The following is a 14,051-nucleotide window of genomic DNA, read 5'->3' as shown; positions in this document are numbered from 1 at the left end:
ATTTCTTATTTATCTAATAAACTGGTTAAATTATACAGCCAATTTAAAATTCCGTCTGCAATAATTTTGCATTTTCATGGATTTTAATTAACCAAATTGGCCACTTACAAATGGATTAGTGCGTTTTTCGTGGCCTACAGTGGTATCTTCACCATGGCCAGCTAAAATACGCGTGTGGTCATCAAGCGTTAAAATATGGCTTTTAATAGATTCAATGAGCTGCTCTGTATTGCCTTTAGGGAAATCTGTACGCCCTACAGCACCTTTAAAAATAACATCACCAACAATAACGCATTGCTGATCAGGCTCATAAAACACAATATGACCGGGTGTGTGCCCAGGACAATGCTTAACACTAAAGCTAAGTTTACCAAGCGTTAATACATCATTATGATTAAGCCAAATATCAGGGTAAAAAGCATCAATAGCTGAAAAACCAAACATTTGTGCTTGCATAGGCAGGTTATCAAACCAAAATGACTCATCTTTTTGCGGGCCAATAATTTGCACATTGTAGTGTGAGCGTAAGTCATCGGCCGCACCTACGTGGTCTAAATGCCCGTGTGTAAGCCAAATAGCGCTCAGTACTAATTTGTGCTCACTAAGCGTGGCTATAATTTTTTGCGTATCACCACCTGGGTCTATCACCACAGCTTGCTTTGTTTCTGTACAGCTAATTATTCTGCAATTTTGAGAAAAAGCAGTCACGGGTATTGTAATAACGTGCATATTAAATTTCTTTATCTTTTTGATCGGGAATAACGGCTACTTGCTCATACGACATTAAAATTGGATATTTCAAATACGCTTCGTCATAAAATGGCGTGTGTGAATATAACCAGTGCAAACGTGCATTGGCATCTTGCGCAAATGCTTTATCTTGAAGTTTTTTATCAAACTCGAGAGCAAGTTTTGGGTTGTCTTTAAGCATTTTCCTTGCGTAAGGGATTAACGCGTAGTTTTCCATGTACTCTGTTCGTTGAAAAATTGTATTAAACTCACCCCACGCAAAAAATGAATCAGGAGCTTCTGGGTGTAATAAATGAACCGCTAACTCCCCTGCTTTTTGCTGCGTATTTACTTGATACCATCCGTCTAAATCTACATTTATTGCTGGTACATAATCAAAACTTGCAGAGACTCTAAAGCGCCCTTCAAATGGGGCTTTATCGAACGAGTAATCAAGTACTTTGGCAAGCTTTAAAGGTTGCGTATTCGCGCCTTTAAGTTTGTTTACTGACACCCCATGTAACTTAAGCTTTTCTATTATATCGCTATATACAGGCGGAACAAAAAACGCTTGGGGCACATCAACAACTCGTTCAACCTCTTTTTGCCAATAAATCGGTAAGTCAGTGTAGGTATAGGCTTTACCTAAATATTTAACCTCAGTTTGCCCCGAAAGCGCACTTACACTTGATGTGTATTCTACCCCTTTAAACTCACTAATCGTGTCTGCTTGTTTAGCATAACCTCGTTTAACAATTAGTTTCTCAGGTACAAATTCTTGCTCTTTTTTAACGGCGTTCGAAAGCTCATGACTGTACTGAGAAAGCGCGTTTATTGCCCCATCTAAAAATACATAGGTGCCTAATACGCGTTGTTGATAAGGTTTTAAAGAATGGTTTTCGACTAAAATTGTTGGTAATGATTTTAAATCGCCCCACCCGTTTGAAAAACGCGGTGTAGCCACCCAACCTGCAAGGCCTTTTTTAAAGTCGCGTTTATCCATAACAAATACCAATGGCCCAGGTATATGCCCTTGCTTTTGTAATGTTTCGTCAATAACCGGCTTTATATACTGATCTAACGCATCAGATATAGCAGGCGATTCGCTTGCAAATACAGGGTTATAACCATAGGTCACATCGTACTGATAATCGGCGCCATCGGTAACATGCACATCAATGTATAAGTTTGGGTTGTAATCATTAATAACCTTTAAAACACTTCTCACCTCTAGTGTATCTAATTTAGTGAAATCGCGATTAAGGTTTAGATTATTTGCATTGGTTCTAAAGCCCATTTTTTCAGGGCCGCGCTGATTTATTCGATTAAATGCGCTGCTGCGTTCATGCCCATCTACGTTTAAAATAGGAATAAAAAGTATGTTTACCTTTTTTAAAATATCACGGCGCTTACCGGTTGCAATATCGCGCAGCAACATAAACATGGCGTCTTTACCATCTATCTCACCTGCATGAATACCGGCTTGGATAAAAACGGTTGGCTTAGTGCTGTTGGCCATTTGCCCTGCTTCAAAAAAACCTTGTTCACTGGCAACCACCATTTTAATAGCGCGATTACTATTACTGTAGCCTATTATTTGAGACTGAAACTGCGTGGGATTTGCCGCTACAAGCCTATCTACAAACGCCATTGTGTCGGCATAGTTTGGCGAGGCTTTACCCTGAGATAACTCAAAATCAGTGGTTAACGGGCCTTGCTGCTGTAATAACGAAACGCTATCACCTTGCCAAGGAATAAGAGGCGGTAAATGACTGTTATCTGCCACAATTGCAGATAAAAATAACAGGCTTGCAAACATAGTTTTCTCTAAAAAACGCTTTAATAAAATAAATTATACCAAGTAAACATAGCGATATTATAAAAGTGCGGTGATTCAACAAAAAAGAAAGCCCGTTTATATCCTTGCACTTAATAAAGTGTTTATTAAAGTAGTTAATTTTAAGGTTGGGGAAAAGTGTCAATAGCTTGCTAAGAAATTCGTTGTTTATACCAATCCGCTTAATTAAGTGATCTATTTTGAGAATGAATAAATGTGTTAATAGCTAGGGAAAACTTCGCTATTTAGTTGTTCTAAACGAGAGTTTTATAACGCAGATAGCGACATATTTAGCCTAAAATTAATAAAGTATTATTGCAGGGGAATATTATTAGGTGAGTCTTAAATTACAGGCACAAAAAAAGGAGCCAAGGGCTCCTCTTTATTACTTATTTAAAAAAGCTTAAGCTGCCGCTAGGCCTTCTTTTGCTTTTTCAACAAGCGCTGCAAATGCAACTTGGTCGTAAACAGCGATATCTGCAAGGATCTTACGATCGATTTCTACAGAAGTCTTTTTAAGACCATTGATAAAACGGCTGTAAGACAGACCATTTTGACGTGAAGCTGCATTGATACGTGCAATCCATAATTGACGGAAAGTACGTTTCTTAGCACGACGGTCACGGTAAGCGTATTGACCCGCTTTAGTAACTGCCTGGAAAGCTACGCGGTAAACACGTGAACGTGCTCCGTAGTAACCTTTAGCTTGCTTTAAAACTTTTTTGTGACGTGCACGTGCGACAACGCCGCGTTTAACTCTTGCCATTTCTAAAAACCCCTATTAAGCGAATGGTAACATACGTGAAACTAGACCATGGTCATTTTTATGAACCATCATCTTAGGACGTAGGTGTAACTTACGCTTAGAAGTTTTCTTAGTCAGAATGTGACGAAGATGCGCTTGTTTACGCTTGAAACCGCCAGAAGCAGTTTTCTTGAAACGCTTAGCAGCGCCTCTGTGACTTTTTAGCTTATAAGCCATTGCAATAACTCCAAATGTATTGCTTAAAAATTAGTAAGCAGGCGTGAGATATATTTCTATAGCTCCACTTTTAGGCCTAACTTACTGCCATATTCCGGTGAAAACCCAGCAAAAATGCCGCAATTTTACTTTAAAACCGGTTAGCACAGGTGAATATTTGCATATTACTTGGGTACCTGAGCTAAATTCGGTGCGTATTATCGCTTAAAAATTATTTTTTAGCAACAGGCGCCATCATCATAACCATTTGGCGGCCTTCAACACGATTTGGGAAAGACTCAACTACTGCAAGTTCTTCTAAATCAGCCTTAACACGGTTTAATAATTCGATACCAATTTCTTGGTGAGCCATTTCGCGGCCACGGAAGCGGATAGTAATCTTAGCTTTATCGCCAGCTTCTAAGAACTTACGTAAGTTGCGCAGCTTAACCTGATAGTCACCTTCATCCGTGCCAGGACGGAATTTGATTTCTTTAATCTGGATTTGCTTTTGCTTCTTCTTCTGCTCTTTTAGTTCTTTGCTTTTTTCAAAGATGAACTTACCGTAGTCCATAACCTTACAAACAGGCGGCTCAGCGTTTGGGCTAATCTCTACAAGATCAACACCCGCTGCATCAGCCATAGCTTGTGCGTCTTTTAATGACTGAATTCCAGCTTGTTCGCCTTCGATGTCGATTAAACGAACTTCTTGAGCTGTAATTTCTTCGTTAATACGATTTTTTTGAGCTGTTTGTTGCCCTTTCTTGCCGCCTCTAATGGTACGTTCCTCCAAGAATATCAATAATATAAGCGTGTAGTTGGCTGTTTGTGATTGCCCTACACGCTCGATTTTTACTGTCGATTTTTAATTTCTTCGCTAATTTTAGCTACAAAATCATCAACATTAAATTTGCCTAGGTCTTCACCTGTGCGGGTACGTACTGCTACTTCCTGTTGTTCAACTTCTTTATCGCCAACAACGAGTAAGTAAGGAATACGCTTAAGTGTATGTTCTCGGATTTTAAAGCCAATCTTCTCATTTCTCAAGTCAGCTGCGGCTCTAATTCCAAGTTTATTTAATTTTTGTACAATTTCGTGCACGTAATCTGCTTGTTTATCGGTAATGTTCATAATTACCACTTGCTTTGGAGCAAGCCACGTAGGGAATAAACCAGCGTATTCTTCAGTTAAAATACCGATAAAGCGCTCAATTGAGCCTAAAATAGCACGGTGTATCATAACTGGAGTGCGTCGTTCGTTGTTTTCTGCTACATAAGTAGCGCCTAAACGACCCGGTAATGCAAAGTCGAGTTGCACTGTACCACATTGCCACGCTCTGTCTAAACAATCGTACAAAGTAAATTCAATTTTAGGTCCGTAAAAGGCACCTTCACCTGGTAGGTAATCAAATTCAATGTCGTTTGCTTTAAGTGCATCGGCTAATGCAACCTCTGCTTTGTCCCAAATTTCATCATCGCCGATGCGTTTTTCAGGACGCGTAGAAAGCTTAACTACAATTTTGTCAAAACCGAATGTCTCATATGTATCATAAACCATCTTAATACACGCTGAAACTTCGTCCATTACTTGCTCTTCTGTACAGAACACGTGAGCATCATCTTGTGTAAAGCCACGTACACGCATTAAGCCGTGTAAAGCGCCTGATGGTTCGTTACGGTGACAACAACCAAACTCAGCCATACGCAGTGGTAAATCACGGTACGATTTTAAACCTTGGTTAAAAATTTGCACGTGACCTGGGCAGTTCATTGGTTTTATAGCGTATTCACGTTTTTCAGACTCTGTGGTAAACATGGCGTCTGAGTATTTTTCCCAGTGACCTGATTTTTCCCACAAAGAGCGGTCCATCATCATTGGACCTTTAACTTCTTCGTAGCTGTACTCACGCAGTTTTTCACGAACAAATTCTTCAAGCTCGCGGTAAATGCTCCAACCATCGTTGTGCCAAAATACCATACCTGGCGCTTCTTCTTGCCAGTGCCATAAATCAAGCGCTTTACCAATACGACGGTGATCGCGTTTTTCAGCCTCTTCTAAGCGTTTAAGGTACGCTTTAAGTTGCTTTTTATCGCCCCACGCTGTGCCGTAAATACGCTGTAGCATTTTGTTTTCAGAGTCGCCACGCCAATAAGCGCCAGCTACTTTCATTATTTTGAAGTTTTGGCAGAATTTCATGTTTGGTACGTGCGGGCCTCGACACATGTCTACGTATTCTTCGTGGTGGTATAATCCTGGGCGATCATCTTTTGCGATGTTTTCGTCCAAAATTTCCATTTTATATGTTTCGCCACGCGCTTCAAACGTATCGCGTGCTTCTTGCCAGCTTACATTTTTTTTCACTACGTCGTAGTTTGTTTTTGCAAGTTGCAACATACGCTTTTCAATGGCGTCTAAGTCTTCTTGAGACAAAGAATGTTCCATATCAATATCGTAGTAAAAACCGTTATCAATAGTTGGACCAATAGCCATTTTAGCGTCTGGGAAAAGCTGCTTAACTGCGTGACCGATTAAGTGAGCACACGAGTGGCGAATAATCTCTAGGCCATCGTCATCTTTTGCGGTGATGATCTCAAGGCGCGAATCTTCGTTGATCATATCGCACGCATCAACACGCTCGCCATTAACGCGACCAGCAATGGTTGCTTTAGCAAGACCAGGGCCAATATCGTTAGCTACATCAAGAGTACTTACAGGGTTTTCAAAACTACGCTGACTGCCGTCAGGAAGAGTAATAACTGGCATTATAAATCCTTACATACAGTGGTGACACCTACAATGTATCACGTGTATTTTAAATAAATTAAATGAGAATGACTCGACAACGCTTTTACGAATAAGCATTGACTATTTTTCGCCATAAATGACTAATGTAGATGCTGAGTCTGCTCAACTACAAAAAAGATATTGTCGCGTGATAGAGTATCAATTACAAGTTTAAAGCGCGCTCATTACTTGAAATTTTACCTAAAATTGTCATTTTTTTGTTTTTCGTTCGCTAATTTAAATTAAGCATGTGACAACTTGAGTTTATTGATTATTAAAATGCACCTGCGCCGCCTTGCTCTCGCAATTTATTAGATGTTGGGTATAATACCAAGCAATTAAGTTATATTAGAGAACAGCAATGAGAACATGTGGTGTAGAAATTACCGGTAGTGATGTACTACTTTGTATTTTAAGTAAAGATAACGACGTATTTGATATTCGCGATGTGCGCCAAACACGCTTTACCTTAGGTAACGGTAACGACACTGAAATAATGCGTAAATTTCAATTTGATTTTGCAAAACTAATGCAAGATTACCAAATTGATTCTGTTGCCATTCGTGAGCGCCAACCTAAAGGTAAATTTGCAGGCAGTGCAAAGGGCTTTAAAATGGAAACAGCGATTCAATTAATTGAAGAGTTAGACGTTCGCGTGTTCTCAACGACCGAAATTAAAGAGCAGCTTAAACGCAACCCTATACCTATTGCGTTTGAAGACACAGGCCTTAAAAAGTACCAAGAAAACGCTTTTGTTAATGCCTATGTATACATTATGAAAAAAACCTACCGCAGTGACGAGCTATAAGTCACAAAGCGATTAAAACAAACTATAAAAACGCCATTTAGTGGCGTTTTTTTTTGCCTTTATAAAAGTTAGTTTTTATTGCCCCTCTGTAAAACGTTCCATTTAACTTTTCTTTATGCTTAGTACATTAGTCTAACCACCCTTTCTTTGTCGACAATTTGTGTTTATTTTAACTACAGCCTATAACAATTCGCTTAACTATTTTTTATTTTGCTACACAGCTATTCGTGGCTAAGCAAATGAATACTGACTTATCAGCACGGATTGATATAAGTAACTGACACACATTAATACGGAGAAGCACATGCACACACCATCGCGCTCGGTAAAAGAAGTAGAACAAATAAACACATTACCGCTCACAAAAAGCTATTTTAAAGGTGCGCAAAGCACGCCGCTAACGGATAAAACAATTGGCGAGTACTTTGACTTTATTGTCGACAAACACCCTGATTCGCTCGCTGTCGTTGTTAGCCATCAAAATGTACGTTTAACGTATAAAGCATTTCAAAGTGAAGTTAATCAACTCGCTATGGGGCTACTAGCAATAGGGGTTAAACCAGGAGATAGAGTAGGAATATGGTCACCTAATAACATTGAGTGGTGTTTAACCCAATTTGCGAGCGCCAAAATAGGTGCCATTATGGTGTGCATTAACCCTGCCTACAGGCCAAACGAGTTAGCCTATGCTTTGAACTCGGTAGAATGCAGCACGTTAATTACCGCGTCACATTTTAAAGGCAGCAATTATATAGATATGCTTAACAGCTTGGCGCCTGAACTTACCCAATGTGAACCCGGTGAGCTAAATGCACATGCCCTACCTAGCCTTAAAAATGTAATACGCATTGGCAATGAAAAAAGCCCTGGTATGTTTACGTTTGATGATGTGATGAATTTTGCCACCCCAGCCCACAAGCTTGAATTAAATGCGATTGCAGCAAATTTAAACGCGGATCAAGACATAAATATACAGTTTACCTCTGGCACCACGGGCAACCCTAAAGGCGCTACACTCACCCATAAAAACATACTAAATAATGCGCTATTTGTTGCAGAGGCTATGCATTTTACAGCACAAGATAAGCTGTGCATACCTGTGCCTCTGTATCATTGTTTTGCGATGGTGCTTGGCAGCCTGCTATGTGTAAGTAAAGGTGCCGCAGCTATATACCCAAGCGATGCGTTTGATGCAAAAACCACGCTTGATGTTGTCCAGCAAGAGGGGTGCACCGCGCTGCATGGTGTGCCTACTATGTTTATTAGCCAACTAGAGCTGCCTAATTTTACCAATTATAACCTCAGCACTTTACGCACTGGTGTAATGGCGGGCTCAACGTGCCCTGAGCAAGTCATGCGTAAAGTCCAAACACAAATGAACATGCATCAAGTATTAATTGCGTACGGGCAAACTGAGTGCAGCCCAATCAACAATATAACCGAAACCGACTCATCAATAGAGCGCCAAGTAACAACCGTTGGCCGAGCCCTTGCTCACACTGAGGTTAAAATTATTGACGAACTGGGTAACATTCAAAAAATAGGTGTACCTGGTGAGGTATGCAGTAAGGGCGCCGGTATAATGCGCTGCTATTGGAATGACGAAGAAAAAACAAAAGCCACTATAGATGACGAAGGCTGGTTACACTCTGGTGATTTAGGGGTAATGGACAGCGAAGGGTTTGTGAGTATTGTTGGCCGCATTAAAGACATGATCATTCGAGGTGGCGAAAACATATACCCACGCGAAATTGAAGAGGTTCTTTACACTTACCCAGGTATTCAAGATGCCGCTATATTTGGTATTAGTGATGAGAAGTACGGCGAAGAAGTGTGTGCGTGGATCCAGCCAAAAGAAGATGCAGTACTTGATGAGCAAGCAATACGTGCATTTTTAAAAGACAAACTCGCCTATTTTAAAATGCCCCGTTATATTCGCTTTGTAGAGAGTTACCCAATGACAGTAACAGGCAAACTGCAAAAGTTTAAAATGCGAGAGCAAATGCAGCAATCACTTACTGATAAGGCCTTTTCTTAACCGCAAACATTAATTACAAAAAAGCTCAGCAATTGCTGAGCTTTTAGCGTTAAATAATTTACTTACTCTGCAGGGCGATACTGCTGCTGAACACCTGTTAAAAACAAGCGCAAAACCTGGTCGTTACACACACGGTAATGTTTATTTTCTACTTTGCGAGAAAACGCACTGAGCTCATGTTTAGTTAATTCAAAGTCAACCTGTGCAAGTGTTGCTATTACATCTTCTGCTTTCATGTTTAGAGCAATACGTAGCTTCATAAAAATAATATTATTATTTAACTTAGTCTCTGGCACAGGCTGTGGGCCTTCGCGCTTGCCACGCTTAGTATTAATAAAGCCATTTAAAAACGTAGCAAACTCAGTGTCTGACATTTTAACAAACCCTTGCTCACCCTCTTTTGTTAACCATGCAACGACTTGCTCAGTGGTAACTGTAGCCTCTGCGGCGGCAAAAATACCGACCATGGCAGTATCGGTTAAATTAAAGGTATAGCGAACACGGCGTAAAATATCGTTATTTGTCAAAGTAATTTCCTGAGTAGAGAGCGAGGCTAAATTACAGCGCCCACGTTAAATGAGCGCGCAGTTTAGCAGCTTAAGGCACGCTGCCATATTGATATTTACACTATAAAGAGTTGTTAATTACCCAGCACCTTGGCAGGGTCGACTCGAGTTGCTTGCCACGCCGGGTAAATAGTAGCAAGTACAGCTAAAACAAAGGTAACAATAACTGTTATTCCAATATCACTGAGTACTAATTTACTGGGTAAAAACTCAATAAAATAAACACCTTCAAGCGGATTAGCTGCAAATAACTGGCTAACCCATGTAAACAGCTCACTAATGTTAAGCGCTAATATAACCCCAACTAGTGTGCCAAGTAACACGCCAACAAAGGCTTGCGTTAAACCTTGCACGACAAAGGTCGCTAAAATAGTACTGTCTTTAGCGCCCATGGTTTTTAAAATAGCTATATTGCCTTGTTTTTCGCGCACTTCCATTACAAGCGACGATACAATGTTAAAACTAGCTACCGCTATAATTAAAAACACCACAATGTACACAATTGTGCGTACCATTTGAATATCTTGATACAGGCTACCTTGCGTTCTAAACCAGCTAGAGACATACACATAATCACTAATAGTTTGCCCTACTCGCAGTGCAATTTGATGCGCAGCAAACACATCATCTACGCTCAATCGTAAACCTGTCACTTGGCTTGTGTCGTAACCTAAAACTGACTGTGCTTTATTTAAGTGAATAAATGCAGCGCTACTGTCAATTGGCCCACCCATTTCTATAATGCCCGCAAGTGTTAACGTTACGCGTTTAGGGGCTAATAGAGACTTGCCTTGCTCGCTAATTTTAGGAATCAGTAAAGTAATGTTATCGCCTATATTAGCGCCTAATTGCTTTACAATTTGCTTGCCTAAAATAACGTCATCCGTGCGCAGCTGACTAACCAGTGTGCCTTTGGTAAATTGATTTATGGCCGATACATTCCCTTCATAGCGAGGTTCAACGCCGCGTATTTCTACCGCTTTTAGCTGGCTTTTAAATTGCGCCATACCATTTACTGCTATAAACGGCGCAGCACCTGTAACATGAGGCTCTGCTTTAAGTTTTTCTACTTTGTTAGGCCAATCAGCAATGGGGCGGCTAGGCGCTACGTATTCAACTTGCGGTACTACACTTAATAAACGATGCACTAATTGCTGCTCAAAGCCATTAATAACCGAAAGCGCAACAATTAACACCGCCACCCCTAATAAAATACCAACGGTAGAGGCTTTGGCAATAAAGCTTACAAATGCGTTTTTTTCGTCTTTATGGCCAGAATACGCTCTAAAGCGTTCACTTAAAAATAAACTAAGCAACATGGTGCGACTCTTTTATGGCAAGTTTCCCATCATCTAAATACGCAATTTTACCTAGTTTGTCTGCAAGCTCTAAGTCGTGAGTAACCACCACAAAACTAGTATTTAAGCTTTTATTTAGCTCATTAATTAAATCGTAAATTTTAATCGCGTTTTGCTTATCAAGGTTACCGGTAGGTTCGTCGGCTAACACTAATGCGGGTTTAGTCACCAGCGCTCGAGCAATAGCAACACGCTGGCGCTCTCCACCAGACAGCGCCGAAGGTTTGTGCTCACAGCGATGCGCTAAGCCTACTTTATCTAGCATTTCTAAGGCTTGCTCTTTCGCCTCTTTTGCGTTGAGCCCTTTAATTAGCAGCGGCATAGCCACGTTTTCAACCGCACTAAATTCCATTAATAAATGGTGAAACTGATAAATAAAGCCCAAGTTTTTATTTCTAAACGCCGCTTGCTCTGTTCGCGATAATTTAGCAACGTCTTGATTTTTTATTTTAGCGCTACCTGATGTAGCCGTATCAAGGGTTCCTAAAATATGCAATAAGGTACTTTTCCCTGAGCCTGAGCTGCCTACTATAGCCAGCATATCCCCTTGGTTAAGAGATAAGTCCACCCCTTTTAATACTTCTACTTGGTTTTGGCCATCTTGATAAACTTTACTTAAGTTTTGACAGCTAATAACTAAATCATTCATAACGCAATACCTCTGCTGGTTTTACTTTTGCGGCTTTGCGCGCAGGATATAAAGTGGCTAAAAAGCTCATTGCAATACTGCTAAGCGCAATAATAACGAGGCTTAACACATCAAATTTTACCGGAAGCTCTACACCTGCTAGTAGGTTTAGCCCTACAGCAGCGAGTAGTTCATTAATATATAAGCTAAACAATACACCTAAAAGTGCCCCTATCGCGGTGCCAATCACCCCGTTATACAAGCCTTGCACCATAAACACTTTTTGTACTTGTGAAGGCGTTAAACCTAAGGTTTGTAATATTGCCACTTCGCCTTGTTTTTCACTCACCATCATAGTCAGTGCCGAAACAATATTAAATACAGCCACTAATACAATCAGCCCTAACAACATAGACATAATACGTTTTTCCATGGCAACCGCTGCAAATAAAGTACCTTGGCTACTGCGCCAGTCACTTACTTGGTAATCGCGTAAAATGCGCTGGCTGTCCTTTGTAAATTGCGCTAATTCAAAGGGTTCATGTAACGACACACTTAAGTTAGGCGCGGTATTTTTGTTAAGCTTTAATACCCGCTGTAAAGATGCACCGCTGGTAAATGCAAGGCTCATATCTATCTCTGAGCCGGTTTCGTATATTGCGGCTATTTTAAATAAACGCTGACTAGGTACGCGCCCAAGTGGCGTGTAAGTAGAGGCGTTAGGCATAATTACGCGCAGTTTTTCTCCCATACCTACGCCAAGTTTTCGGCTTAAGTAACGGCTAATAGCTATGTTGTAGCTATTATTTAAAACGTTTTGCCAATTGCCCTGCACAACTTTATCGGTAATTTTATATAGCGAGCCATTATCGCCATACAAGCCTTGCAGTAATACGCCGTGTAAATCTTTATTGGTTTGCAAGATGGCTTCGCCGTGGCGGTAAAGGCTTACGTGATCTACATAATCTGAGCGCTCTAAATCGGCTTTTAACGCTGTCATTTGTGCGCTGGTGTGTTTATTGGCTTGTACTTCTACGTGAGGAATGAGCCCTAACATATTTGTTTTTAAACTGTTTTCAAAGCCATTCATTACACTGCTTACAGTGAACAAGGCCATTAGCCCTATGGCTATTCCGGCAATAGAAAAAAACGAGATAAACGATATAAACGCATTTCCTTTGGAGGAGCGGCTATATCTGAGCCCTATAAATAAGCTAACCGGTTGAAACATATTATTTAAAACATTTATGCTAAAAGTGTGCGGCTATAGTAGCACGAACTAAGATGAATTGAATATGACCATAAATGTAAGAAATAATTTATAAATCTTATACTTGGCTATATTTTAAGCGCGCTTTATTCAAGCCCAGCCACTAAATAATCGAGTAATACTCTTACATTAGTGGCAACAAACTGACGCGGTGGGTAAATTCCCCACACACCTTCTTGATCCGGCTGATAAGAAGTTAATACTGGCACAAGCTCGCCCGTTCTTAGCTCATTTTCAATGTAATAATTTGGCAGCTGTACTATTCCTAAGCCTTTTTTTGCACCATCAACCAATGCCCAACCACTATTACAGCGCAAGCGTCCTGCAATTTTAATGTGTTTATCGCGGCCGTTTTCGTTTACTCGCCAGTAACTGCTATTACCAATTAAACATTGATGTTGGTTTAGCTCGCCTAGGGTATGAGGCTCACCTACTCGGGATAAATAATCTGGGGAGGCACACATTATAAAGCGCCTAGCACTTAAACGCCGTGCCCTGTGGCTTGAATCTTTTAAATGCCCTAACCGAATGGCTAAATCAAACCCGCCTTCGAGTAAATTTTCTTGCTCGTTAGAAAGCGTAGCAATTACTTCGACCTCAGGATGAGCGTGCATAAAATTGTGCACAATGGGCATAATAAAAGTTTCACCATACATAACTGGTGCTGTTAATTTAATTTTACCTTTAGGCGTTGTTTGCTGCGTTGCTAAGCTTTGCGTGGCATCGTCCATAGCATGTTGTAATTGCTTAGTTTGATGTAAAAAGGCTTCACCTTCTTTGGTTAATACCACTTTGCGGGTGGTACGGGTGAGTAACTGGGTATTTAAACGCTGCTCCAGCGCCGTAACATGGCGACTTATATGGGCAACCGACAACCCCAGTACATTAGCCGCTGCTGTAAAACTCCCCTCTTCACCCACTGCTATAAATTCGTCTATGCCATCCCAACGAGCCATTATTACCATACTGTAAAAGTGTTTTAATAAATCAGAGATTATCATTATTTGAGAAACAAATACAATAGAGCCATCACCCAAACAAATTGGGTCTACAATTGTTATTTAAAACCACT

13 protein-coding genes are annotated in these 14,051 nt (G+C 40.5%); 2 read left to right on the top strand and 11 right to left on the bottom strand.

Features of this window, described 5'->3' with window-relative positions:
- Window positions 1–87 precede the first annotated feature (87 nt).
- From PSH50_RS08500 to thrS, 6 genes are all read right to left on the bottom strand, one after another.
- Window positions 88–729, bottom strand: a complete 642-nt coding sequence (locus PSH50_RS08500; RefSeq protein WP_273586569.1) for an MBL fold metallo-hydrolase — start codon at window positions 727–729, stop codon at window positions 88–90.
- A gap of 1 nt (window position 730) precedes the next feature.
- A complete protein-coding gene (locus PSH50_RS08495; protein WP_273586568.1) occupies window positions 731–2,548 on the bottom strand; it encodes a M14 family metallopeptidase in 1,818 nt (605 codons plus the stop codon).
- Window positions 2,549–2,969: 421 nt separating this feature from the next.
- Complete coding sequence (gene rplT / locus PSH50_RS08490) at window positions 2,970–3,332, bottom strand: 50S ribosomal protein L20 (protein ID WP_004587841.1); 363 nt, start codon at window positions 3,330–3,332, stop codon at window positions 2,970–2,972.
- Between the two features lie 15 nt (window positions 3,333–3,347).
- Window positions 3,348–3,548, bottom strand: a complete 201-nt coding sequence (rpmI, locus tag PSH50_RS08485; protein WP_004587840.1) for a 50S ribosomal protein L35 — start codon at window positions 3,546–3,548, stop codon at window positions 3,348–3,350.
- Between the two features lie 211 nt (window positions 3,549–3,759).
- A complete protein-coding gene (gene infC, locus PSH50_RS08480) occupies window positions 3,760–4,320 on the bottom strand; it encodes a translation initiation factor IF-3 (RefSeq protein WP_024034072.1) in 561 nt (186 codons plus the stop codon).
- 59 nt (window positions 4,321–4,379) lie between these two features.
- The gene (gene thrS / locus PSH50_RS08475; protein WP_004587838.1) at window positions 4,380–6,290 is read right to left on the bottom strand and encodes a threonine--tRNA ligase; all 1,911 of its coding nucleotides are present in this window, start codon (window positions 6,288–6,290) and stop codon (window positions 4,380–4,382) included.
- A gap of 382 nt (window positions 6,291–6,672) precedes the next feature.
- On the opposite strand from thrS, the gene PSH50_RS08470 reads away from it, so the two are divergent.
- On the top strand, window positions 6,673–7,119 hold the full coding sequence (locus tag PSH50_RS08470) for a DUF3010 family protein (protein ID WP_004587837.1): 447 nt from the start codon (window positions 6,673–6,675) through the stop codon (window positions 7,117–7,119).
- A 304-nt stretch (window positions 7,120–7,423) separates the two neighbouring features.
- Window positions 7,424–9,157 carry an AMP-binding protein gene (locus tag PSH50_RS08465; protein WP_273586567.1) on the top strand — a complete coding sequence of 578 codons (1,734 nt, stop codon included), beginning with the start codon at window positions 7,424–7,426 and terminating at the stop codon, window positions 9,155–9,157.
- Between the two features lie 62 nt (window positions 9,158–9,219).
- On the opposite strand, the gene PSH50_RS08460 is transcribed toward PSH50_RS08465, so the two are convergent.
- The 5 genes from PSH50_RS08460 to PSH50_RS08440 all read right to left on the bottom strand — a co-directional run bounded on the left by PSH50_RS08460 (window position 9,220) and on the right by PSH50_RS08440 (window position 13,935).
- The gene (locus PSH50_RS08460; protein ID WP_273586566.1) at window positions 9,220–9,684 is read right to left on the bottom strand and encodes a DUF1456 family protein; all 465 of its coding nucleotides are present in this window, start codon (window positions 9,682–9,684) and stop codon (window positions 9,220–9,222) included.
- A gap of 113 nt (window positions 9,685–9,797) precedes the next feature.
- Window positions 9,798–11,042 carry a lipoprotein-releasing ABC transporter permease subunit gene (locus PSH50_RS08455; RefSeq protein WP_273586565.1) on the bottom strand — a complete coding sequence of 415 codons (1,245 nt, stop codon included), beginning with the start codon at window positions 11,040–11,042 and terminating at the stop codon, window positions 9,798–9,800.
- Window positions 11,032–11,730, bottom strand: a complete 699-nt coding sequence (gene lolD / locus PSH50_RS08450) for a lipoprotein-releasing ABC transporter ATP-binding protein LolD (RefSeq protein ID WP_273586564.1) — start codon at window positions 11,728–11,730, stop codon at window positions 11,032–11,034. Before lolD ends, PSH50_RS08455 begins: the two co-directional genes overlap by 11 nt.
- The gene (locus PSH50_RS08445) at window positions 11,723–12,940 is read right to left on the bottom strand and encodes a lipoprotein-releasing ABC transporter permease subunit (protein ID WP_055253438.1); all 1,218 of its coding nucleotides are present in this window, start codon (window positions 12,938–12,940) and stop codon (window positions 11,723–11,725) included. The genes lolD and PSH50_RS08445 overlap by 8 nt, the downstream gene beginning before the upstream one ends.
- 125 nt (window positions 12,941–13,065) lie before the next feature.
- Window positions 13,066–13,935 (bottom strand): LysR family transcriptional regulator, encoded by an 870-nt coding sequence (locus PSH50_RS08440; protein WP_029774426.1) that lies wholly within the window; start codon window positions 13,933–13,935, stop codon window positions 13,066–13,068.
- Window positions 13,936–14,051 lie beyond the last annotated feature (116 nt).

The organism is Pseudoalteromonas sp. Angola-7 (assembly GCF_028599255.1).
GTDB classification, from domain to species: domain Bacteria; phylum Pseudomonadota; class Gammaproteobacteria; order Enterobacterales; family Alteromonadaceae; genus Pseudoalteromonas; species Pseudoalteromonas atlantica.
This window is presented reverse-complemented; position numbering and strand designations above follow the sequence as displayed.